General features: G+C 60.5%; 24 protein-coding genes, 2 tRNA genes and 1 pseudogene. 11 read left to right on the forward strand and 16 right to left on the reverse strand.

Annotated features, from left to right (window positions below; all coding sequences use genetic code 11):
- Positions 1-47 precede the first annotated feature (47 nt).
- The 6 genes from MHI61_RS20490 to MHI61_RS20515 are packed head-to-tail and all read left to right on the forward strand — an operon-like array spanning position 48 to position 5,750.
- The gene (locus tag MHI61_RS20490; protein ID WP_097605677.1) at positions 48-1,007 is read left to right on the forward strand and encodes an ABC transporter permease; all 960 of its coding nucleotides are present in this window, start codon (positions 48-50) and stop codon (positions 1,005-1,007) included.
- A gap of 3 nt (positions 1,008-1,010) precedes the next feature.
- The gene (locus tag MHI61_RS20495) at positions 1,011-1,886 is read left to right on the forward strand and encodes an ABC transporter permease (protein WP_239790295.1); all 876 of its coding nucleotides are present in this window, start codon (positions 1,011-1,013) and stop codon (positions 1,884-1,886) included.
- A gap of 19 nt (positions 1,887-1,905) precedes the next feature.
- Positions 1,906-2,823, forward strand: a complete 918-nt coding sequence (locus MHI61_RS20500; RefSeq protein WP_239790296.1) for a dihydrodipicolinate synthase family protein — start codon at positions 1,906-1,908, stop codon at positions 2,821-2,823.
- An 8-nt stretch (positions 2,824-2,831) separates the two neighbouring features.
- Positions 2,832-3,851 carry an ABC transporter ATP-binding protein gene (locus MHI61_RS20505; protein ID WP_239790297.1) on the forward strand — a complete coding sequence of 340 codons (1,020 nt, stop codon included), beginning with the start codon at positions 2,832-2,834 and terminating at the stop codon, positions 3,849-3,851.
- Complete coding sequence (locus MHI61_RS20510; RefSeq protein ID WP_239790298.1) at positions 3,848-4,801, forward strand: oligopeptide/dipeptide ABC transporter ATP-binding protein; 954 nt, start codon at positions 3,848-3,850, stop codon at positions 4,799-4,801. The genes MHI61_RS20505 and MHI61_RS20510 overlap by 4 nt, the downstream gene beginning before the upstream one ends.
- Before the next feature lie 10 nt (positions 4,802-4,811).
- Positions 4,812-5,750, forward strand: a complete 939-nt coding sequence (locus tag MHI61_RS20515; RefSeq protein WP_239790299.1) for a dihydrodipicolinate synthase family protein — start codon at positions 4,812-4,814, stop codon at positions 5,748-5,750.
- 74 nt (positions 5,751-5,824) lie between these two features.
- On the opposite strand, the gene MHI61_RS20520 is transcribed toward MHI61_RS20515, so the two are convergent.
- The gene (locus MHI61_RS20520; RefSeq protein WP_239790300.1) at positions 5,825-6,217 is read right to left on the reverse strand and encodes a RidA family protein; all 393 of its coding nucleotides are present in this window, start codon (positions 6,215-6,217) and stop codon (positions 5,825-5,827) included.
- Positions 6,218-6,378: 161 nt separating this feature from the next.
- Here MHI61_RS20520 and MHI61_RS20525 point away from each other — a divergent pair, with 161 nt between their 5' ends.
- Complete coding sequence (locus tag MHI61_RS20525) at positions 6,379-6,972, forward strand: TetR/AcrR family transcriptional regulator (RefSeq protein WP_239790301.1); 594 nt, start codon at positions 6,379-6,381, stop codon at positions 6,970-6,972.
- Positions 6,973-7,099: 127 nt separating this feature from the next.
- On the opposite strand, the gene MHI61_RS20530 is transcribed toward MHI61_RS20525, so the two are convergent.
- The 12 genes and pseudogenes from MHI61_RS20530 to MHI61_RS20585 form a co-directional block, all read right to left on the reverse strand.
- Positions 7,100-7,609, reverse strand: coding sequence for an AAA family ATPase (locus tag MHI61_RS20530; protein ID WP_239790302.1), 510 nt, complete (start codon positions 7,607-7,609; stop codon positions 7,100-7,102).
- A gap of 194 nt (positions 7,610-7,803) precedes the next feature.
- Positions 7,804-8,028, reverse strand: coding sequence for a hypothetical protein (locus MHI61_RS20535; protein ID WP_010035544.1), 225 nt, complete (start codon positions 8,026-8,028; stop codon positions 7,804-7,806).
- 1,611 nt (positions 8,029-9,639) lie between these two features.
- Positions 9,640-9,715: transfer RNA gene (locus tag MHI61_RS20540), tRNA-Phe, on the reverse strand.
- Between the two features lie 178 nt (positions 9,716-9,893).
- On the reverse strand, positions 9,894-10,106 hold the full coding sequence (yacG, locus tag MHI61_RS20545; protein WP_097582455.1) for a DNA gyrase inhibitor YacG: 213 nt from the start codon (positions 10,104-10,106) through the stop codon (positions 9,894-9,896).
- Positions 10,107-10,138: 32 nt separating this feature from the next.
- Positions 10,139-10,759 (reverse strand): Maf-like protein, encoded by a 621-nt coding sequence (locus MHI61_RS20550; RefSeq protein WP_010028866.1) that lies wholly within the window; start codon positions 10,757-10,759, stop codon positions 10,139-10,141.
- Positions 10,760-10,813: 54 nt separating this feature from the next.
- Positions 10,814-11,032 carry a translation initiation factor IF-1 gene (infA, locus tag MHI61_RS20555; RefSeq protein WP_003545338.1) on the reverse strand — a complete coding sequence of 73 codons (219 nt, stop codon included), beginning with the start codon at positions 11,030-11,032 and terminating at the stop codon, positions 10,814-10,816.
- Between the two features lie 122 nt (positions 11,033-11,154).
- Positions 11,155-11,630 (reverse strand): annotated as a pseudogene (locus MHI61_RS20560) (low molecular weight phosphatase family protein).
- Positions 11,631-11,635: 5 nt separating this feature from the next.
- Positions 11,636-12,109, reverse strand: coding sequence for a UPF0262 family protein (locus MHI61_RS20565; RefSeq protein WP_010034761.1), 474 nt, complete (start codon positions 12,107-12,109; stop codon positions 11,636-11,638).
- A 4-nt stretch (positions 12,110-12,113) separates the two neighbouring features.
- Positions 12,114-13,412 carry a histidinol dehydrogenase gene (gene hisD / locus MHI61_RS20570; protein ID WP_239790303.1) on the reverse strand — a complete coding sequence of 433 codons (1,299 nt, stop codon included), beginning with the start codon at positions 13,410-13,412 and terminating at the stop codon, positions 12,114-12,116.
- Between the two features lie 49 nt (positions 13,413-13,461).
- Positions 13,462-13,893 carry a DUF2948 family protein gene (locus MHI61_RS20575; RefSeq protein WP_239790304.1) on the reverse strand — a complete coding sequence of 144 codons (432 nt, stop codon included), beginning with the start codon at positions 13,891-13,893 and terminating at the stop codon, positions 13,462-13,464.
- Positions 13,894-13,988: 95 nt separating this feature from the next.
- On the reverse strand, positions 13,989-15,281 hold the full coding sequence (gene murA / locus MHI61_RS20580) for a UDP-N-acetylglucosamine 1-carboxyvinyltransferase (protein WP_239790305.1): 1,293 nt from the start codon (positions 15,279-15,281) through the stop codon (positions 13,989-13,991).
- 106 nt (positions 15,282-15,387) lie between these two features.
- The gene (locus tag MHI61_RS20585; RefSeq protein WP_010034782.1) at positions 15,388-15,582 is read right to left on the reverse strand and encodes a hypothetical protein; all 195 of its coding nucleotides are present in this window, start codon (positions 15,580-15,582) and stop codon (positions 15,388-15,390) included.
- A 155-nt stretch (positions 15,583-15,737) separates the two neighbouring features.
- Here MHI61_RS20585 and MHI61_RS20590 point away from each other — a divergent pair.
- From MHI61_RS20590 to MHI61_RS20600, 3 genes are all read left to right on the forward strand, one after another.
- A tRNA-Thr gene (locus tag MHI61_RS20590) sits at positions 15,738-15,812 on the forward strand.
- A gap of 489 nt (positions 15,813-16,301) precedes the next feature.
- Positions 16,302-17,408: an acyltransferase gene (locus tag MHI61_RS20595; RefSeq protein ID WP_239790306.1), complete on the forward strand. Its 1,107-nt coding sequence runs from the start codon at positions 16,302-16,304 to the stop codon at positions 17,406-17,408.
- Positions 17,409-17,608: 200 nt separating this feature from the next.
- Positions 17,609-17,818, forward strand: a complete 210-nt coding sequence (locus MHI61_RS20600) for a hypothetical protein (RefSeq protein ID WP_239790307.1) — start codon at positions 17,609-17,611, stop codon at positions 17,816-17,818.
- Between the two features lie 64 nt (positions 17,819-17,882).
- Here MHI61_RS20600 and MHI61_RS20605 read toward each other — a convergent pair whose 3' ends face one another.
- Positions 17,883-19,016: an acyltransferase gene (locus MHI61_RS20605; RefSeq protein ID WP_239790308.1), complete on the reverse strand. Its 1,134-nt coding sequence runs from the start codon at positions 19,014-19,016 to the stop codon at positions 17,883-17,885.
- A gap of 375 nt (positions 19,017-19,391) precedes the next feature.
- On the opposite strand from MHI61_RS20605, the gene MHI61_RS20610 reads away from it, so the two are divergent.
- Positions 19,392-19,634: a DUF982 domain-containing protein gene (locus MHI61_RS20610; protein ID WP_239790309.1), complete on the forward strand. Its 243-nt coding sequence runs from the start codon at positions 19,392-19,394 to the stop codon at positions 19,632-19,634.
- 225 nt (positions 19,635-19,859) lie between these two features.
- Here the strand turns inward: MHI61_RS20610 and MHI61_RS20615 are convergent, their stop codons facing one another.
- Together MHI61_RS20615 and MHI61_RS20620 are read right to left on the reverse strand one after the other, a co-directional pair.
- Positions 19,860-20,123 carry a hypothetical protein gene (locus MHI61_RS20615; protein WP_239790310.1) on the reverse strand — a complete coding sequence of 88 codons (264 nt, stop codon included), beginning with the start codon at positions 20,121-20,123 and terminating at the stop codon, positions 19,860-19,862.
- Positions 20,124-20,180: 57 nt separating this feature from the next.
- Positions 20,181-20,441, reverse strand: a complete 261-nt coding sequence (locus MHI61_RS20620) for a BON domain-containing protein (RefSeq protein WP_010034795.1) — start codon at positions 20,439-20,441, stop codon at positions 20,181-20,183.
- Between the last annotated feature and the right edge of the window lie 133 nt (positions 20,442-20,574).

A 20,574-nucleotide genomic window follows, 5' to 3' on the forward strand; every position in this document is an offset into this window, starting at 1 on the left:
GCGGCCAGGTCGGCGAACCTGTCCGCCCGCACAGGAACGGGTTTTTCATGCTGAGATACAGTCTCCGGCGCCTGCTGATCGGCGTGGGCATGCTGCTTGCCCTGAGCGTGCTGATCTTTGTCATGCTGCGCCTTACCCCTGGCGATCCGATTGACGCCTATATCGATCCCAATGTGCCGATGTCATCGTCGGATCTTGCCGAACTGCGCGTCACACTCGGCCTCGATCAGCCGCTGCCGCTGCAGTATGTCGCCTGGCTGGGGCAAGCGCTGACGGGAAATCTCGGCTATTCGATCAAACGGCCCGACCAGCCGGTGCTCGGGCTCGTGCTCTCGCGTGTCGGCCCGACGGTCCTCTTGATGGGATCGGCGATCGCGATCGCGATCATCGCCGGCATCGCCACCGGCATCGTCAGCGCTGTTCGCCGCAATTCGATCGCCGACCTGTCCTTGTCGGTCTTTGCCGTCACCGGCATTTCCAGTCCGCCCTTTCTGAGCGCCCTGGTCGGCCTTTATCTGTTTTCGGTCTATTTCCGCTGGATGCCCTCCGGCGGCATGCTGACGCCCGGCCGCGAATTTTCCGTCGCCGACCTCCTCCATCACCTCATCCTGCCCGCGACATTGCTGGCCGTGGCGCAGACCGCGCTGATCATGCGCTACATGCGCGCTTCCATGCTCGAGGTCCTGAACCAGGATTATGTGCGCACGGCGCGCGCCAAGGGCGTCTTCGAATTCTGGGTCATTACCAAGCATGCGCTGCGCAATGCGCTGCTTCCCGTCATCACCCTGATCGGCTCGACGATCGGCCTTGCCATCGGCGGCGCGATCTTCATCGAAAGCGTCTTCAACTGGCCCGGCATGGGCCTGCTGATGGTCGATGCGGTGGAAGGCCGCGACTATCCTGTCATCATGGGTTCGACGCTCGTCATCGGCGCCTGCGTCATCGCCGTCAACCTTCTGACCGATCTCGCCTATGCGCTGGTCGATCCGCGGATCAAGGTGGGCTGAGCGATGCCGGCACGAAGCCCTGCCCGTAGTCCGGGCCCGATCGCACGCTCCCTGCATCGCTTCCTGCTCAACCGGGCCGCCTTCGCCGGCCTGTGCATGATCGCGCTGGTGGTCGTGGCGATCCTTTCCTATCCGCTGTGGTGGAGCTTCAAACCCAACGACATCGATCTGCTGGCGATGAATGCGCAGCCGGGACCGAGACACTGGTTCGGCACCGACGGCGTCGGCCGCGACATCTTTGCCCGGGTCATGGACGGCGGCCGGATCTCGCTTTTGGTGGCCCTCACCTCGACCGTCATTTCCGCCATCATCGGTTTCATGGTCGGCGCGGTCTCGGCGCTTGCCGGCCGCTTTGCGGATGCCGTCACCATGCGTTTCGTCGATCTTGTCATGACGCTGCCGCCGGTCATCTTCCTGTTGGTGCTCGCCTCGATCGCCGGCACCGGCATCTGGCCGACGGTCTTCGTCATCTCGCTGCTCTCCTGGCCGCTGCTGGCGCGCATGGTGCGCGCGCGGCTGCTGGAACTGCGCGAGCGTGACTTCGTGACGGCGGCAAGGGGCATGGGAGCGGGTCTGCCGCACCTGCTCTTCCGTCACGGCCTGCCGAACTCGATCGACATCCTGGTCGTCTTCGCGACGCTGCAGATCGCCAATGCCATCCTGCTCGAGGCCGGCCTTTCCTTCCTTGGTCTCGGCATTGCGCCGCCGGCGGCAAGCTGGGGCAACATGCTGAATGCCGCCCGCTCCACTGCCGTGCTCGAACAATATCCCTGGCAGTGGCTGTTTCCCGGCGGTTTTCTGGTGCTTGCCGTCCTTGCAATCAACTTCATTGGCGATGGTCTTCGCGATGCCTTCGACCCTCGCGCCGAATTAAACTGACGATCGAAAGAAAGCGAAAATGAGCAAATTCAAGGGCGTCGTTCCTCCCGTCGTAACCCCGCTGAACAAGGATTACACCGTCGATTACCCGTCCTACACGCGGGTGCTGGAAAACCTGATCGAGGCGGGATGCCATGGACTGTTCGTGCTCGGCTCGACCAGCGAGGTGATCTTTCACGACGAACAAACCCGGCAGGAGATCATCGAACATTCGGCCAAGGTCATCAACGGCCGCGTGCCGCTGATCGCCGGCGTCATCGATCCGACCACCGACCGGGTCATCAACCATGCCAGGATCGCCAGATCGGCCGGCGCCGACGCGGTGGTCGTCACGGCGCCGTTCTATACGGTGACCAGCCAGGCCGAGACCATCGATCACTTCCGCTATATCCGCGATGCCGTCGACGTGCCGCTGATCGCCTATGACATTCCCGTCTGCGTGCATGTGAAACTGCAGCGCCAGACCAGCGTGACGCTGGCGAAGGAGGGAACCATCATCGGCATCAAGGATTCGAGCGGCGATGACGGCAATTTCCGCTACGTGCTGCTCGATCTCGCCGACAACACGGACGTCTTCCTGATGACCGGCTCCGAAATCGTCGTCGACACGGCGCTGCAGATGGGCGCCCATGGCGTGGTGCCAGGCATCGCCAATGTCGATCCGCATGGTTACGTCAGGCTCTGGAATGCCGCTCAGCGCGGCGACTGGGTCGCGGCCCGCAAGGAGCAGGAGCGGCTCTGCCGGCTCTTCGAAATCGTCTGGGTCGGAGCGGGCCGGGTCAGCGGCGGCGCTGCCGGCATCGGCGCCTTCAAGGCGGCGATGAAGAGCCTCGGCATCATCGATACAGCGCTGATGCCGCGCCCGCGTGCGGCCCTCAACGAGGCCGAAACGGCAAGGATCGACCAAATCCTGCGCGCCACCGGCCTGCTTGCCTGATGGATGCCATGCCACAGACCGCCGACACCATTCTCGACATCAAGGGGCTGCGGACCGTCTTCCGCATCCGCTCGGGCGAGGTGACGGCGGTCAACGGCATCGATCTGAGTGTGGCTGCCGGCGAGACGCTGGCGCTCGTCGGCGAGTCCGGCTCGGGCAAATCGGTCACCAGCCTTTCGGTCATGCGGCTGCTGACCCGCAATATCGGTGCGATCGCCGCCGGCAGCATCGATCTGAAGCGCAAGGATGGTACCGTCAGCAATCTCGTCTCGCTCCCCGAGCAGGAAATGCGCGCCATTCGCGGCAATGATATCGGCATGGTCTTCCAGGAGCCGATGTCGAGCCTCAACCCGGTCTACACCATCGGCGACCAGATCTCGGAGCCGATCCGCATTCATCGCGGGGCGAACCGGAAAGCCGCCATGGATGCGGCCGTCGCGCTTCTCGACAGCGTCGGCATTCCCGATGCCAGGCGCCGTGCCGGCCAATATCCGCACGAATTATCCGGCGGCATGCGCCAGCGCGCCACGATCGCCATGGCCCTTGCCTGCGACCCGACGCTGCTGATCGCCGACGAGCCGACGACGGCGCTCGACGTCACCATCCAGGCGCAGGTTCTGGCCCTGCTGCAGAGGCTGCAGCGTGAACGCGGCATGGCCATGCTCTTCGTCACCCATAATCTCGGCGTCGTCGCCGAAATCGCGCATCGGGTGGCGGTCATGTATGCCGGCCGGATCGTCGAGACTGGGCCGGTGGCCGAGGTTTTCCGCAATCCGCGACATCCCTATACGATCGGCCTGCTGGCCTCGATGCCGAAACTCGGTGATGCGAGCCGGATGAAGCAGGCGGGCGAAAGGCTGGCGGCCATTCCGGGCGTCGTGCCGAGCCTGATGAACATGCCGGCCGGCTGCGCTTTCCAGCCGCGCTGTCAATTTGCCGTCGACGCGTGTCGCGCGGCCGTGCCGCCGCTGGCCGATGTCAATCCGCGGCACAAGAGCCGCTGCATTCGCTGGCAGGAGATCAGATGAGCGAGCCCCTTCTCTCGGTCCGCGACCTCGGAAAAGATTATACGTCCCGCGGCGCCAGGCTGACCATCCTGCAGGCCATTTCCTTCGATATCGGCAAGGGCGAGGTGGTTGGGCTGGTCGGCGAATCCGGCAGCGGCAAGACCACGATCGGGCGATCGGTGCTGCGCCTCATCGAACCCTCCGCCGGCAGTGTCCGCTTCGACGGCACCGAACTCACCAGCCTGTCTTCATCGGCAATGCGGCGCCTGCGGCCGCGGATGCAATATATTTTTCAGGACCCGTTCGCGAGCCTTTCGCCGCGTATGACGATCGGCGAAATTCTGACCGAGGGACTGAAGATCCAGGGCCTTGGCACGGCAAAAGAGAGACTGGAACGCGCCCGCGCCGCGCTCGAACAGGTCGATCTGCCGCCGGACGCCGTCAATCGTTACGCTCACGAGTTCTCGGGCGGCCAGCGGCAGCGGATCGGCATCGCCCGGGCGCTGACGCTCGCGCCGGAATTCATCGTCGCCGACGAGCCGGTCTCCGCACTCGATGTCTCGATCCAGGCGCAGGTGATCAATCTTCTGCGTGACCTGCAGCAGCGACTTGGCCTGACCATGCTGTTCATCAGTCACGATCTCGCCGTGGTCGAATATATCTGCGACCGGGTGATCGTCCTCTATCTCGGCCGGATCATGGAAATCGCGCCAAGTGCTGCGCTTTATGCCAGGCCGCTGCATCCCTACACGCGGGCGCTGCTCTCGGCGATCCCCTCGCCCGATCCCGATGCGCCGCGCGACCGCCAGATCCTGAAGGGCGATATTCCGAGCCCGGCCGATCCGCCGAGCGGTTGCGTCTTTCGCACACGCTGTCTGAACGCCCTGCCGGCCTGCGGCGAGACCGTGCCGGCGCTGCGTGAAATGACGCCGGGGCATTTCAAGGCCTGCATCCGCGATGACCTCGACTGAAGGAAATGAGATGAGCATGACAACCCGCCGCCATCCTATCGCGGGCAACTGGGCAAGCCTGCTCCTGCCGATCGCTGAGGACGACAGCATCGATTTCGAAAAGCTCGGCGAGGAAATCGACATACTGATCGCCGCCAAGGTCGACGGCATCTATTCGAATGGCACTGCGGGTGAATTTCACAACCAGACGGAAGCGGAGTACGAGCGAATTCAGGAGATGCTGGCATCGCGTTGCCGGGCCGCCGCAATGCCCTTCGTCATCGGCGCCTGCCAGCCCGATCCGATCATCATGCTCGATCGTCTGCGCCGCGCCACTGCCCATAAGCCATTGGCAATCCAGGTCATCCTGCCCGACTGGTGGCCGCTCACCAATCTCGAAGCCGTCGACTTCCTGCACCGGGCGTCGGAGGTCGCCGAAGGCATCCCGCTGATCCTTTACAATCCCCCGCATGCGAAACGTGTCCTGTCGCCAGCCGAGCTCAGCGACGTTTGCGGCCCCTGCCCGTCGGTGGTCGGGATGAAGATCGCCGATGGCGGCGATGCCTGGTATGCGCAGGCGCGCGCATATCTCAGCGAATTTTCCCTGTTCATTCCCGGCCATCATCTCGCCACCGGCATCAAACGCGGCGTTGCTGCCGGCGCGTTTTCCAACGTCGCCTGTCTCAGTCCCCATGGTGCCCAAGCCTGGACAGAGCTGATGCACGCCGACATCGACGCGGCGCTCGAGATCGAAAGCCGCATCTGCGCCTTTATGGACAGCCACGTCGTCCCGTTTCGACGTGACCAAGGCTATTCCAATGCAGCGCTCGACAAACTGCTCGCGGCGATCGGCAACTGGGGTCCCGTCAGCACCAGGCTGCGTTGGCCTTACCGCTTTATCGGCGAGCAGGAAGCGAAAGGTCTGCGCGATCGGGCCCGCGCGATCATCCCGGAACTCTTCGCTCAGTAGAGAGAGCGACCTTGCCCGATCAAGGTGAGTGCTTGCGCGAGACCGAGCTTTGCGTCGGCCTGTCGCGACAGGCATCATGAAGGGATACGGGCGATCACCTTGATCTCGAAATCGAAGCCTGCCAGCCAATTCACGCCGATCGCGGTCCAGTTCGGATAGGGCGGCTTGCTGAAAATCTTCTGCTTGGCGGCCATGATCGTTTCGAACTGGTTTTCGGGGTCGGTGTGGAACGTCGTCACATCAACCAGATCCTCAAACGTGCAACCCGCGGCGTCCAGCGTCGCCTTCAGGTTTTCGAACGCCAGCCCCACCTGGCGTTCGAAGTCGGGCTCCGGCGTTCCATCGGAACGGCTGCCGACCTGACCGGACACGAAGAGAAGATCGCCGGATCGGATGGCGGCGGAATAGCCGTGTTCCTCGTAAAGGGCATGCCGGTTTGCGGGAAAGATTGCTTCGCTTGGGGTCATTGTCGTTCCTCATCACTGATTGGACACCTGAAAGCCGCTGGTCATTACGAGCCTTCACAGAATGGCGCACCGTCTGATATACGGTGCGTATGTGAAATAACTCGAATACGGGCCGTATGTCAAGTTCATATACGCCGCGTATTTGAACTTTTGGAGAAGAGATGGCAAAACGACGCGTCGAGACAATGGAGGAAAATCGGCTCAAGCTGATCGCGGCCGCGCGCAAGGCCTTTGCCGAGAAGGGATATGCGGCCGCCTCGATGGACGAGCTGACTGCCGAAGTCGGGCTGACGCGGGGCGCGCTTTACCACAACTTCGGAGACAAGCGCGGGCTGCTTGCGGCAGTTGTCGATCAGATCGACACCGAAATGGCTTCGCGCGCCCAGGAGATCGGCGCGCAGGCGGGCAACGATTGGCAAGGTCTTCTCGCCGAGGGCGCGGCCTATATCGAGATGGCGCTTGATCCGGAGGTGCAACGGATCGTTCTGCTCGACGGACCTGCCGTGTTGGGTGACCCCTCACAATGGCCTAGCCAGAGCAGTTGCCTTCAGGTAACCCGACAGACGGTGGAGCGTCTGATCACGCGCGGGATTCTCAAGCCGGTTGACGCGGAAGCAGCCGCCCGCCTGCTCAATGGCGCGGCGCTCAATGCCGCACTCTGGATCGCTGCAAGCGACGAGCCGCAGGATGTGCTGCCGAAGGCGGTCGAAGCCTTCGGCGCTTTGGCTGCGGGCCTTCTCAAGACGTCGGCGTAGCGCCTCATACGCGTAGCGTGTCGGCGACCCGGCGCCAATCGCCCTCCGTTTCGGGTGGCCTGCTTTGCCCATCCAGCGTCGGGATGGGCACCGGTGCTTCCCACCCCATCGCAACACCGTCCAGGTTTCAGCTCAGTTGGGCAAGGATATCGTCGACGACGCTCGGGACGGTTCCGTTTGTGTCGATACCGATCCCGGCGGGAAAGTGTTTGCTGCTCCTATGGTAGCGCAGAACCACCGCACGCTCGTCCGGCGCGAAACCCGGCTCATCTGGCCGCCCGTCCAATCGTCTGTTCAACGTCTCGACATCTATGTCGAGCACAAAAACCTTGTCGAACACGTCCAGGAACTTATGGAAATTGCGGGAGCCGCCGCAGAAGAATGTGGTAGGATGAGTGGTGTCAGCGGTGATGGCCCGGACCCTTTCGACAGGCCAGATCCAGTGCGCGTAGTGCCAAACGACGCGGTCCACACCTTGCGGCGGCCCTTCGAGCGCCTCGCCGGTCTCGGGGTCCCCAACATAGGCCAGGACCCGATCACCATGGACGACATGAAAACCACGCCGCTCCAACTCAGTAGCGACAGACGTTTTTCCAGTGCCGGAGCTGCCTTCGATCAAGTAATTCTTGATGCCCATAAGCGACGTTTACCATGGTCCGCAATCCGCTGAGAAGATACTTCACAGGGCGTATACACTCAACCAACGGCAGTTTCGGGACTTTGCGGGCCTAAAGCGCGTCGCATCAAATTTGATTCATGCGACGCGCTTTAGCTCTTTGTTTTTATGCATGTCGTTGTCCCGGAACCGCTGCACATTCCGGGCGACATGCATTAGTAGCTCCCAAAAACCAGAAGAAGCGCGCCGACCGCGATAATCGCAAGCGCCGGCCAATTCCGCGCCAATCCGAGGAACCTCAGGCCTTGGCGCCGCGGTTCCAACGTCGCGCCGCCTTGCGGCATCAGGTGAGGATCACTCGGTCTTCGACGGAGCGTCGGCCGTAGGAGAAAAAGAAGGCCGCCGATTATGAGAGCGGCACCGATCAGAACTGCCCACATCGTCGCCTCCGCTAGGAATACGGACCTAGCTTAAACCAGACCGGGTCGTGATTGTTCCGTTGCTCCGGCCCCTTATTCAGAGGCGCGCCGCACCGATGGCGCGACCTCGGTGCCGATAGTGTCCGATTCTGAAAGAACGCCAAGAAGGCGTGACGGTGGCGGATGCCACAGGTACGGCATCAGCGAGCCGACCTCCTATCGGTGGCAATCCCTGCAGTCCGGACGGCCTCCATGCAAAAAGGGTGAGAGCCATGGAGGAAGAGAATCAGAAGCTCGTGAAGATTTTGGCCGAATCCATGCTCTCGGCGGCAACGCTGAGCGAGATAGTGGCGAAGTCAACAAAAGGGCAGCACTAACTCTGAACAGAGGGGTTTGTTGGCCACAGGTGAGCGCGCCGCGCCCCAGCCGGAGCGCTCCTCAACCAGTGATGCGTGCCACGTAGACCGTCGTTTAATACCAGCGTCCCCGGCCGTACCAGCCGCCACCGCCTAGCAAAAGAAGTATCACAACGATGATGAGAAGGGTTGTGAGATCCATGTGCGTTCTCCTCGGAGTACCATCACCATCTCGTTCGCGCCTGACGGGCGTTGCTCATGGTGGGACTCCCTGGGCTTACAACGGCAATGACCGGTGTTGGTTCCATTCGATGCCCTACCCGACCGGCGTCAACCCTGGCGGAGTACGCGTCTTATGAGACAACTGCGGCCGAAGGCGGCGATAACAGTGATCTATGAGCTAAGTATAACAATGATCTCGGCCAGCAGGACATCAAGTGAATTCGAGGCATCAACTTGCTCATCGTTGGAAGGACTTCTTTCTCCCGACAGGAGCGGACATAGGGCCTGCTCTCGATCGATATCGGCGGTAGCTGGGGAGAACTATGCGGCGAACCGGAGGACTTCGTGGCAGCACTCAACTAAACCGGGCACCATCGGCATCCCGCGCCGACTGCCACGGCTTTACGCCTTTCAGGCGAGTGAACTATCACAAGAGGCAAGATGACACCTCGGTCAATGCGGAGCATTCTTGGTCGATGTTGCAACTTTACCAGGGAGAAACGTGGTGACATCTAGCAAACTAGCTCTCGCTCTCAGCATCGCGATGGCATTTGCCGTTGGAGGAGCCGCTTATGCGGGTGATTATTGCCCACCAGACGAGACTGCCAAGGGCAATAATGGCTATGGCCAGGAGAAACGGGGGCTCAGCGACGGCACCAACGCCGGAAGCGATAACGGTGCTACAGCCCAAGAGAAATCCGAAAGCATAGTGCGATAATCGCCAGACAAATCTAATCCGTGCGGCGGCACTCACACTGCCGCCGTTTTGCTGGTCGGCGCAGGAAGCCTCAAATCATATTTGTTTGGCTGCGCCGACTTTGTCGACCAGAATGAGGATTGGACCCGGGCGGAGCTGATCAGCGGCTTTCTCCGCCCCGAAACGGGGAGGTGAATTGGGCGTTCCATGTTGCGTTCCATGTCGCGTGGTTTCGCCGCTTCCCTGGGGCAACCGTTGGAAATGCAGGGAATTCCGCCGCAACATACGCAACTTGAAATTGCTCGACTTATCTCGGACGATGGCCGTCTGATTGCTAGATGCTGCTTGGGGATTGAGTGGTGCCCAGGACCGGAATCGAACCAGTGACACGCGGATTTTCAATCCGCTGCTCTACCAACTGAGCTACCTGGGCTAACCTGCTTCTCAAGAGTTCTTCACGAAAAGAACCGCGGGGCCTTGGTTCGCCCCGGAAGCGAGCGGGGTTATAGCATCTTGTTCGCTCATGGCAAGCGTCAAATGACTCTTTTTTGACGGTCTCGCCAGATTTGCCGATTCATGAGGAAAAATAAGAGCTTCGCCGATGGATTTCGCTAGTTTTCCTCGTCGGGATAATCGGCCTTGGTCTCGTCATCGGCCACCGGAATGGCATAGGAGCCGGTCAGCCAGCGGGAGAGATCGACCTCGCGGCAGCGGTTGGAGCAGAAGGGATAATGTTCGCGATTCGACGGCTTGCCGCATTCGGGGCAAGGGCGCGTCTTGCGCAGCGGTGCGACCTTGGCGGCGGCTTTCCTGTCTTCGGGCATGATCGGTTCGTCCTATGGCGTCGGCCGCGGGCTCAGCCCTCGGGCCACCGGCTATGCACATCGAAGCCTTCGCCGGTCAGAAGCACAATGGTTTCATAAAGCGGCAGGCCGACGACATTGGTGTAGGAGCCCACCATCTTCTGCACGAAGGTGCCGGCGAGGCCCTGGATGCCGTAAGCGCCCGCCTTGCCGCGCCACTGGCCCGACGCCAGGTAGTTTTCGATCTCGAAACCGGAGAGCCGCTTGAAGCGGACCTTGGTCTCGACGATCTTCTGGCGGATCTTGCGATCCGGCGTCACCAGGCAAACGCCGGTATAGACGAGATGGTTGCGTCCCGACAAAAGATGCAGCGAACTCAACGCCTCGTCGGCAAACTCGGCCTTGCCGAGAATGCGCCGGCCGACAGCGACCACCGTGTCGGCGGAGAGGATATAACTGCCCTTCCAGGTGATATCGCCCTTGATGGCGGCAAGGGCGGCTTCCGCCTTCTCGGCCGAAAGCCTGCGGGCGAGCGACCGCGGATGCTCCGACTTCTTCGGCGTCTCGTCGATATCCATCGGCATCAGGCGCGAAGGCTCGATGCCTGCCTGGTTGAGCAGGTCGACGCGACGGGGCGAGCCCGAAGCGAGAATGAGCTTATATTTCAGCGCCATGGAACCTCGACCATCGGCAGACGGGAGAAAACCCTTGCAGAACCTTGGGCAAGCTTACTTGAAACGGTAGGTGATGCGGCCCTTGGTCAGATCGTAGGGCGTCATTTCCACAAGCACCTTGTCGCCGGCGAGAACGCGGATGCGATTCTTGCGCATGCGGCCGGCGGTATGGGCGATGATCTCGTGTTCGTTTTCAAGCTTCACGCGAAACGTCGCATTCGGCAGAAGTTCGGTGACGATTCCCGGGAATTCGAGGACTTCTTCTTTCGGCATATAGTGGTTTTCTTCCTGTGGGTTGAAGAGGCAGCGCAGCGCGCGCCTTGAAATTTGGGCGGAAACTACACAATCAAGGCGGGTTTGTGAACCTTGTTGATCGGGCTTTCCGTCATTTGTTTTCACGCCGATTGCGCGGCAATGCCTTTTCTTTCAGCAGCCGGCTTTCGATGAGGCCGGCCAGGTGATTGCGGACCTCGCGATAGCTCTCGAGAATCTGCTCGCGCGTTCCGCTGACAACCGTCGGATCCATGGTCGGCCAGTAGACGACGTCGATTGCATTCGAGCGCGTCAGCTCCAGCGCGGCGTGATGGGCCTGCGGCGACAGCGTGATGATCAGATCGAAATAATCGTCCTCGAGCTCTTCCAGCGTCTGCGGCTGGCGGCGCCCGAGGGAAAGCCCGATCTCCTCGAGCACGACATCGACGAAGGGATCGCGCTCGCCGGCGCGAACGCCGGCCGACCTTATATAGGTATTGGACGGCAGAATGCTACGGGCAATGATTTCCGCCATCGGCGAGCGGATGGCGTTCAGCCCGCACATGAAGAGGATGGCGCCCGGCCTCTTTCCCTCCTCGACGTCGGCGGCGAGCTCCATTGCCGTCACCCCCGCCAGTAGAGCACGCAGACCAGCGTGAACAGCCGCCGGGCGGTGTCGAAATCGATCTCGATCTTGCCGGTCAGCCTGTCCTTCAGCGTCTGCGACCCCTCGTTGTGGATACCGCGCCGGCCCATATCGATCGCCTCGATGCGGCTTGGTGTGGCCGAACGGATCGCTTCGTAATAGCTCTCGCAGATCATGAAGTAATCCTTGACGATCCGCCGGAAGGGCGTGAGCGACAGGATATGAGTGGCGACATTGCCGCCGTCTTCCGTGGTGATGGCAAAGACCAGCTTCGAATCGACCAGCGAGATGTTCAGCCGGTAAGGCCCGCCGGCATGGCCGATCGGCGCAAAACTGTTCTCCTCGATCAGATCGAAGATGGCGACGGCGCGCTCATGCTCGACATCGGGCGTCGAACGGCCGATCGTATCGTCAAGGACGACGTCGCAAAGCCGGAAATCGCCCGCCGCCATGCCCTCACCTTTCGAGGTTGAGGCGGATCGCAACCGATCGCGCATGGGCGTCGAGACCTTCGGAGACCGCCAGCGCGATCGCCGCCGGGCCGAGGGTGCGCAGTTCACCCGGCCCAAGGCGCAGGATCGAGGTGCGCTTGACGAAATCGAGCACCGAAAGACCGGAGGAGAAGCGCGCCGAACGCGCCGTCGGCAGCACATGATTCGAACCGCCGACATAATCGCCGATCACTTCGGGCGTATGGGCGCCGATGAAGATCGCACCGGCATTGCGGATGCCGTCGAGTAGCCGGTCCGGATCGGCGACGGCAAGCTCCAGATGCTCGGCGGCGATGCGGTTTGCGAGCGGAATGGCCTGTTTCAGATCGGCAACGAGGATGACGGCGCCGAAATCGCGCCAGCTGGCCGCCGCCGTCTCCGCACGGTTCAGCGTCGTCAGCTGGCGTTCGACCGCCTGCTCCACCGCCTTGCCGAATTCGACATCATCGGTGATCAGGATCGCCTGGGCGCTGGCATCGTGCTCGGCCTGCGCCAAAAGATCGGCGGCGATCCAATCGGGATTGTTGTCCTTGTCGGCAATGACCAGCACCTCGGAGGGGCCGGCGATCATATCGATGCCGACGGTGCCGAAGACGTGGCGCTTGGCGGCGGCGACATAGGCGTTGCCGGGACCGGTGATCTTGGCGACGGGGGCGATCGTCTCGGTGCCATAGGCGAGAGCGGCGATCGCCTGGGCCCCGCCCACGCGGTAGATCTCGGTCACGCCGGCAAGCCTGGCGGCGGCGAGCACCGCCGGATTGACGGCGCCGCCGGTGGCCGGAACGGCGATGACGATGCGATCGACACCGGCGACCTTGGCCGGCACGGCGTTCATCAGCACCGAGCTCGGATAACTCGCAGTGCCACCCGGAACGTAGAGCCCGACCGCCTCGATCGCCGTCCAGCGCGAGCCGAGACGGACGCCGAGATCGTCCTCGTAAATATCGTCCTTCGGCAGCTGCCGGCGATGATGGGATTCGATGCGGAGCGCCGCGAGCTTCAGCGCCCCCAGTACTTCCGACGGCACCGCCTCGACGGCGGCGTCGATCTCTTCTGGCGCGACGCGCATCGGCACGGTGGCGAAATCGATGCCGTCGAATTTCAGCGAATATTCGACAAGCGCCACATCGCCGCGGGCTCTGACGTCATCGATAATGGCGCGCGCAACGGCGTTCACATCCTCGGAGACTTCGCGCTTCGTCGTCAGGAAAGCGGCGAAATGCTGCTCGAAACCTTCCGATGCCTGATCCAGCCAGATTGCCAAGGCCGCTATTCCTTCTCAACTCGAAACCGCAACATTCAAACGTCGGGCGTCAGGGATGGCGCGGCTTGGAAGCCGCCTCCCAGGCGCCGCCGATATCGGCGAGCTGCGCCTCGATGCATTCGACATCGAGCGCAATCGAGGCCTTGCCCGACAGCGACAGCTCGACCGTGCCATCCGGCCCCTCGCCCTTCTTCTCGAAGCGCAGCGCCAGGAGCGACAGCACCTCGTCCCGCTCGCCACGGTCAATGCCGAGCGAACGCACGGCAAGCACCCGCTTGAAGACCAGGGCGGCCCGGCGGCGCTCGAAACCCCTGCGCTTGCGCCCGGCACCTTCCCAGACGAAACGATTGGCGGCAAGGGCGAATTGCGCTTCGCGCGGCGACCAGTCGATGTCACCGACCTTGAAGACGCTGTCCTGCATATGCGCGGAGATGATGGCAAGATCCTCATCATCGAGCGCAACAAGCTTCAGATCGGTCATCCAGTCTTATCCCAGCAGGCACCGCCGGAATGGCGATGCGTCAGACAAGGGAAATAGGATGCTGCGACGGATTACGCAACCGGGATGAACGAGGCTTACTCGCTGATGCGCTCGACGACGGCGCCGCAGCGGGTGAGCTTCTCCTCGAGCCGCTCGAAACCGCGGTCGAGATGATAGACGCGGGAGACCGTCGTTTCGCCCTCGGCGGCAAGGCCGGCGATAACGAGCGAAACGGAGGCGCGCAGATCGGTCGCCATAACAGGCGCGCCGCGCAGGCGCTGGACACCCTCGATCTTCGCCGTCTGGCCGGAGAGCGTGATCCTGGCGCCGAGACGGGCAAGCTCCTGCACGTGCATGAAGCGGTTTTCGAAAATGGTCTCGGTGACGTGTGAGATGCCGGAGGAGCGGGTCATCAGCGCCATGAACTGCGCCTGCAGGTCGGTGGGGAAACCCGGGAAGGGATCGGTGACGATATCGACCGGCTTGATGCCGGCGCCGTTGCGCTTGACGCGCATGCCGTTGTTGGTCGCGGATATATCCGCGCCGGCGCGGCGCAGCGTTTCCAGCGCGGTTTCGAGCAGCGACACATCGGTATTTTCGAGCACGACGTCGCCGCCGGCCATGGCGACGGCCATGGCATAGGTGCCGGTTTCGATGCGATCCGGCAGGACGCGGTGGCGGGCGCCGGAGAGCGAAGTGACGCCTTCGATGGTGATGGTCGCGGTACCGGCGCCGGAGATCTTGGCGCCCATGGCGTTCAGGCAGTTGGCGAGGTCGACGACCTCGGGCTCACGGGCGGCATTGCCGATAACGGTCGTGCCGCGGGCAAGCGTTGCCGCCATCATCATCACGTGGGTGGCGCCGACCGAGACCTTCGGGAAGGTGTAGCGCGCGCCGATCAGGCCGCCGTCCGGGGCCTTGGCGTTGATATAACCGGCGTCGATGTCCATGGTCGCACCGAGCGCCGTCAGGCCTTCGATGAAGAGATCGACCGGGCGCGTGCCGATGGCGCAGCCGCCCGGCAGCGACACGCGGCAATGGCCTTCGCGTGCCAGCAGCGGCCCGATGACCCAGAAGGAGGCGCGCATCTTCGACACCAGCTCGTAAGAAGCCGTGGTGTCGACGATGGTGCGGCAGGTGAAATGGATCGTGCGGGCGTAGGAGTCCTCTTGGCGCTCGCGGCGGCCGTTGACGGCGACGTCGACGCCGTGATTGCCGAGGATGCGCATCAAGAGCTCAACATCGGCCAGATGCGGCACGTTTTCCAGCGTCAGCGTATCGCTGGTCAGCAGCGAGGCGATCATCAGCGGTAGTGCGGCATTCTTGGCGCCGGAAATCGGAATGATGCCATTCAGCTCATTACCGCCGACGATTCTGATACGATCCATGTGCGCCTACGGGCCGCGCCCGCCTTTCCTGAAAGTTCTGACTTGAAAGAAGGAGTGGGTGTTTAGGGGATTTCTTGCGGAGCTTCAATTCGTGCCGGACGGAACATTAAGATTCGTCCATTTTTGCGGCGGGCAGCCCATTTGTTTCGTCGGCCTGGCCGGAACGGCGGGCGCGCACCTGCTGTTTGCGTCGGCTGAGATTTTCCCTGAGTTTTTCGGCGGCACGCTCGCGGCGCAGTTTCGCCTGTGCCTCGATTGCCTCTTTGCGGCTCTGCTGGCCGGTTTCGGTCTTGTCGTTCATGTGACAGGATTAGCCGAATTCGCACCGATCCAAAAGGCCCTTGCATCGCAATCCACGCGAAGTTGGAATTTGCGGCTTGCGCTTGTCGTCAAGCTGTGGCAATAGCCGCCCCGTTCCCGCGATTGAGCCGCCCGGCTCGCACGGGTCCTGGTCCTGCTGCCGTAGCTCAGTGGTAGAGCACACCCTTGGTAAGGGTGAGGTCGGTGGTTCAATCCCACTCGGCAGCACCAGTTTTCTTTCGGACATCAATCAAATCGTAAATGCCTGTCCCCCGGTAGCACCGCAGGAATAAGGACGAAAACGCAGCCAGAACACAAATTGCGCGGAAAATACGTGCAGCGTGTTTCGCGAACGTTCTGAAGCGCCAGCGCGCGAGGGATGGTGCCCAAGCCGGAAGCGGAAAGCTAGCCAATTCGATAGCTGGCCCTATTTCTGGGCATCTGACTGTTCGTGCCTTTCATTAGGCGCTGTAGTGATGGCAACATGTCGCTGTCTACCTGCTCGCATGTCTGGCGTCCCGAAATTCCCCTAAGGCTGTGGTAGCATTCTCGCGCTGGCTCGCACCCCACATCGCCCTTTGAATGGTATTTTGGATGCGTCTGAGCAACATCATCACTTTGACCTGATATGATATCCACGCCAGAATTCGATGCATTGATGATGCTGTTCAATAACTTTTCTATGTGATAGGCGGGAGGAATTGAAAGAAGGGTTGCTCGATGCAGCGCAATGCCAATTCCAAGTTGGACTCCATTCAGATCCTTCGCGCAGTTGCGGCACTCATTGTTGTTCTCGCGCATTCGATCCGAGCCTACACGGTACACGTACCCGGGTATTTGCAGGATGTGCCGCAGTCTTGGTTGTCCGCGCCTTGGTTTCGCGATGGCTTAGGCTTCGGCGTCGATATCTTTTTTGTAATAAGCGGCTTCATCATGGTGCACGTTTCGACGCCATATGCCGAAGGCCGAAAACCGGCCGGCGACTTCTTGTTACGACGCGTCGAGCGTATTTATCCACCTTATCTCATATCAACTGCGTTTCTTCTGGTCCTCACCGCAGCATGGTCGGGAACAGCCTCCGAAGATTTTTCGCTGTGGCGCATCGCCACTTCAGCGCTTCTGTTTCCGAGTTTGAACGCCAACGGATTGGTCCAGCCGATCCTTGGGATCGGCTGGACGCTCTCCTATGAGATGTACTTTTATCTTGCGTTTGCACTTGCGCTTGCGATAGGGAGGGCGCGATATCTGCCCGTCCTTATCGGTATAATTGCTGCCGTGTGGACAATCGCGACGATTGCTTGGAGCGATACGGCGCAGGGCATATTCTTCCGAAACCCGATCGTTGCCGAATTCCTTTATGGTTGCTTAATCGCTTATCTACACCGCTCCGGCCGTCTTCCAACTGTTCCGCTTTTCGTCGTCCTGCCCTGCATCATTGTTGTTTTCGCTGCATCGTATCTTTGCGAGTCGGGAGTATTGCCTGAGGATCTTAGATGCATCTACTGGGGCGCTCCCGCCGCCGTGTTGCTGTCCGCATTCATAAGGCTTCCGGTCAATCGTGAAAGGCCGCTTTCTCGGCTTATCGTCTTCCTCGGGGACGCCTCATATTCGATCTACCTCGTTCACATCATCTTCATCTATCAGGTTCTTTCTCGGATCTACCCAAAGCTCGCCTTCCACGGGTTAATCCGCTATGTCGATCAGGCCGTGGTGATGACCTTCGTCACGTCGGTCGTCGCGGGCATTGTCTTTCATCTCGTCATTGAAAAACCGACTAACGATTGGCGCCTCCGTTCTCGCAATAAGGAAAAGACTGTGACCGCCTAAACCCAAAGCGCGTCGCATCATATTTGATTCACGCAACGCGCTTTAGCCCTTTGTTTTTATGCATGTCGTTGTCCCGAAACCGCTGCGCACTTCCGGACGACATGCATTAGCCGCCCCAGCATCGCCGTCCAATTTATCTGAGGTTGCAATGACCCACGCCAATCGGGTGCTTGAGGACTATGGAACCAGAATGCCGCACTATGTTTTTTGGACATTTTTTTAAAGGTAGACTTGGCAAGCAGCTCGACGTCGCTCTTTGGCACAACCACAACACTATTCTGCCAGTACGCCTGATCGATGGCGCAGCTCTCAACCCGTCCGGCCAGATCTGGCGCCGTTGCCATCACCGCGAATGGCAATATAAACAGGATCCGGAGACCCTCGACGACTACGAGGCGAGACAGTTTTAGATCGGAAGCCCTGCTGCCGGTTTAAAGGACAATTTCCAGATCCCGCTCCACAGCCAGGCGTTCTTTAGGCTGAGACGCGTGGTTTCGTAAGTTCTCTGCCGATACTCTGGCCAGGCATTTCGATGAACTTATATCCGACCCACGCGAGACCGTAGACAATCGGTACCGTGATGAGCAGCGTAAGCGCCCAACGCGTCGGATCGTTGATGTCCGTTGTTTTGATAAGATAGGCTACAACAGGCTGCATCACCAAAAGGTGAATAAGGTAGGCCCCGAACGAAAGTTCACCGAGATTGTGGAAAAAGCCGTTCCCGAGCCATTCGCTCACCGGCTTTGTCATCTTCGCCGCCGCAGACGGCAAGCGCTCTGTGTGAATGAGAGCAAAGAAGGTCAATACCAGGATGATCCTCGTCGTGTGATGCAGCGCGTCCATGTCTCCACCGACAGGAACAAGTACCAGCAAACCGGCGATTCCCGAAAACAGATAGGCTCGCTTTTTCGTGGTCCAGAGGGCGCCGGCCAACAACATCCCAGCCGCGAAAATATGCAGCTTAAGCGGTAGGAATGTGGGCATCGGAAATGTATAGCCGGTCCGATGGAGAAAGTAGGCTATGGCGCCCCCAACAGCAGCAACGCCGACGATCCCTTTAAGCCAACCAAATCGTCCGACGACCATCATGATAAACGGCAGAGCTGCGTAAAACTGCATCTCAAGGCCGATGCTCCAATCCGGAAGAGCTGTCCTATAAGCGTAATGGCGACTTAGGCCGAACAAGAATGTCAGATGGGCGATATAATTCGCCAAGCTGCTATCGAGATATCGATCAGCCAGTTGCGGCCGCACCCCGTTGAATGCATCGATCACCATCCGCGCATCATAGACAAAGGGGCCGAGCGTTAAGGCGGCGATAAGCATCACGTAGTAGAGCGGGGCAATCCGGAAATAGCGCCGAACCCAAAAAGTAATCCAGGTGCTTTTTGCCTCCCACGGTTCACGGCCCTTCCTGCGCTGGTAGTGAAAAACCATTAGGAAGCCGGAAAGCATGATAAAAAGGTCCACACCAAGATCCGGATCGCCGATGACGGGCATCTTAAATCCGGTCAGGAGGTGAGCGTGTCCTATCAAAACCCAAAGGGCGGCGAGCCCGCGTAAGCCGTCGAGGCAGCCGACACGGCCACTACTGTTGAAATCGCTCATCGCTGCAATCCTCTACCTAGGCGCTGCAGATTTGCACCATTTGCGGCTTTGCATCAATCATTATTGCGGCGCAGCAATCGGAAAACGGTTTCGCGCTGGGGCATAAAACTTTCGCTTCCCCACTCTCCCCAATAGCTCAGTTGCTGATGCGCTGGTTTAGTGCTTCCTAGTTTTTTACCACTGCACCACATCTCTTTGAGAGCCGCCCGCACGCTTCCCCCTATCATCGGTCAAGGCGAAACCAATCACCAACGTCGGCGACGATCCGCCCATTGCTGGCGATGAAAATCGCGCTAGAATATTAACAATCGCGGAGTCTCCCCGGAGGAGGGGCCGATGCCGCATGTTTACTGTCGAAACCCTGGAGGAGCATCGATGGCAACTGAAAAATGGAACGACCCGGTCAAGGTCGGTTTCGAAGGCGCTAACCTCAGAACCGTCAATGGGCCGTTCGATGCCTTGAAGTGCCTGGCGGATTTCTGGCCGAGTTCGCGCGGGCTTCATTATATCAAGGCGCGCAGTACCTGCCGGGCAGCGCTCGACGGTCGCAAGAGCGTGGAGGAGGCAAGAGCCGAATTCCTGGCGGCGGCTGAAGAGGCGAAGCTGAAGCTGCACTAGCACGGCAAGGACGTCCGGACGTTATTGGTTTGTTCGGCAAGGCGTGCCGGAACGATACATTGTTTAATTTTCACTTAACCCTGCATCGAGCATATGCCGGGTTTTGGCGCAAAAGGCGTTGCGCCTCAGACAGATGTTTCGATAGAAAACACTCAGCCATCATGATGATGGTCAGAGGCTCGTCACCGGAAACGCCGGCGAGCCTCGTTCGAGCAGATCGGGGTCTCAGCAGTCCGCGCCGCCGGCATTCTCCGCCTCGATATAACCGACGCCGATGATCGTGCCGTCCGCCGTGCGGATGAAGGACGGCAGATAGTGCGGCTCTACCGGCTGGCAGGCCGCCGTTTCGGTATATTCGTTGAGCGCGATCTGGTCCTTCGGAAGCGCGGAATAGTTCGTGCCGGTTTCGAGCGAGGCATAGGCGGAGCCGGCAAAGACACCGCAACCGATAATCAAGGTCGTTGCCCAGAGGCGAAGAAGCAACTGCATGATGGTCTCCAGCGTTTCGATCCGGCATTTCAACACGCGGGGGCTCACTTGGTTCCCTCAGCGCCGCAACAGGCGGCTATGCACATAGCCTTGGCCGACGACGCTTTCAGCGATCTCGACCGCCCGTTCGACATCGCCGTGCCGGCGCACGAAACCTTCGAGGATGACATAGGAACCAAGCATGCTGACGGTGATTTCCCCGGCGTCGAGGTCATCGGCGGCATGGAGAGCGCTCTCGACCGAAGCGCGTGTCGCCGCCTCACCATGGCCCTGCCGGCCGGGTTCGTCATGGTCTGGGAATACAGGAAACCCGATCACTTAAGCGTCTCCTGAGGTTGGTATATTCAGGTTAACGCGGCAACGGGGCTTTCGTTGCGGTCAGCTGGTCTCGACGGGATATTCGCGGGTGATTTCTGCGGGCCAGGCTTGATCCACCCTTGGCGGACGCTGC

This window comes from Rhizobium sp. K102 (genome assembly GCF_022385315.1).
GTDB lineage: Bacteria > Pseudomonadota > Alphaproteobacteria > Rhizobiales > Rhizobiaceae > Rhizobium > Rhizobium croatiense.

Bases quoted from the DNA above. Each gene is read 5' to 3' on its own strand.
- MHI61_RS20615 (WP_239790310.1), bottom strand. From the start codon at position 20,123: ATGCAGTTGCTTCTTCGCCTCTGGGCAACGACCTTGATTATCGGTTGC.
- MHI61_RS20530 (WP_239790302.1), bottom strand. From the start codon at position 7,609: ATGGGCATCAAGAATTACTTGATCGAAGGCAGCTCCGGCACTGGAAAA.
- murA (WP_239790305.1), bottom strand. From the start codon at position 15,281: ATGGATCGTATCAGAATCGTCGGCGGTAATGAGCTGAATGGCATCATT.
- MHI61_RS20490 (WP_097605677.1), top strand. From the start codon at position 48: ATGCTGAGATACAGTCTCCGGCGCCTGCTGATCGGCGTGGGCATGCTG.
- yacG (WP_097582455.1), bottom strand. From the start codon at position 10,106: ATGCCCGAAGACAGGAAAGCCGCCGCCAAGGTCGCACCGCTGCGCAAG.
- MHI61_RS20550 (WP_010028866.1), bottom strand. From the start codon at position 10,759: ATGGCGCTGAAATATAAGCTCATTCTCGCTTCGGGCTCGCCCCGTCGC.
- MHI61_RS20565 (WP_010034761.1), bottom strand. From the start codon at position 12,109: ATGGCGGCGGGCGATTTCCGGCTTTGCGACGTCGTCCTTGACGATACG.
- MHI61_RS20500 (WP_239790296.1), top strand. From the start codon at position 1,906: ATGAGCAAATTCAAGGGCGTCGTTCCTCCCGTCGTAACCCCGCTGAAC.
- MHI61_RS20525 (WP_239790301.1), top strand. From the start codon at position 6,379: ATGGCAAAACGACGCGTCGAGACAATGGAGGAAAATCGGCTCAAGCTG.
- MHI61_RS20535 (WP_010035544.1), bottom strand. From the start codon at position 8,028: ATGTGGGCAGTTCTGATCGGTGCCGCTCTCATAATCGGCGGCCTTCTT.
- MHI61_RS20510 (WP_239790298.1), top strand. From the start codon at position 3,848: ATGAGCGAGCCCCTTCTCTCGGTCCGCGACCTCGGAAAAGATTATACG.
- MHI61_RS20520 (WP_239790300.1), bottom strand. From the start codon at position 6,217: ATGACCCCAAGCGAAGCAATCTTTCCCGCAAACCGGCATGCCCTTTAC.
- MHI61_RS20595 (WP_239790306.1), top strand. From the start codon at position 16,302: ATGCAGCGCAATGCCAATTCCAAGTTGGACTCCATTCAGATCCTTCGC.
- MHI61_RS20495 (WP_239790295.1), top strand. From the start codon at position 1,011: ATGCCGGCACGAAGCCCTGCCCGTAGTCCGGGCCCGATCGCACGCTCC.
- MHI61_RS20515 (WP_239790299.1), top strand. From the start codon at position 4,812: ATGAGCATGACAACCCGCCGCCATCCTATCGCGGGCAACTGGGCAAGC.
- infA (WP_003545338.1), bottom strand. From the start codon at position 11,032: ATGCCGAAAGAAGAAGTCCTCGAATTCCCGGGAATCGTCACCGAACTT.
- MHI61_RS20605 (WP_239790308.1), bottom strand. From the start codon at position 19,016: ATGAGCGATTTCAACAGTAGTGGCCGTGTCGGCTGCCTCGACGGCTTA.
- MHI61_RS20575 (WP_239790304.1), bottom strand. From the start codon at position 13,893: ATGACCGATCTGAAGCTTGTTGCGCTCGATGATGAGGATCTTGCCATC.
- MHI61_RS20505 (WP_239790297.1), top strand. From the start codon at position 2,832: ATGCCACAGACCGCCGACACCATTCTCGACATCAAGGGGCTGCGGACC.
- MHI61_RS20610 (WP_239790309.1), top strand. From the start codon at position 19,392: ATGGCAACTGAAAAATGGAACGACCCGGTCAAGGTCGGTTTCGAAGGC.
- MHI61_RS20600 (WP_239790307.1), top strand. From the start codon at position 17,609: ATGTTTTTTGGACATTTTTTTAAAGGTAGACTTGGCAAGCAGCTCGAC.
- MHI61_RS20585 (WP_010034782.1), bottom strand. From the start codon at position 15,582: ATGAACGACAAGACCGAAACCGGCCAGCAGAGCCGCAAAGAGGCAATC.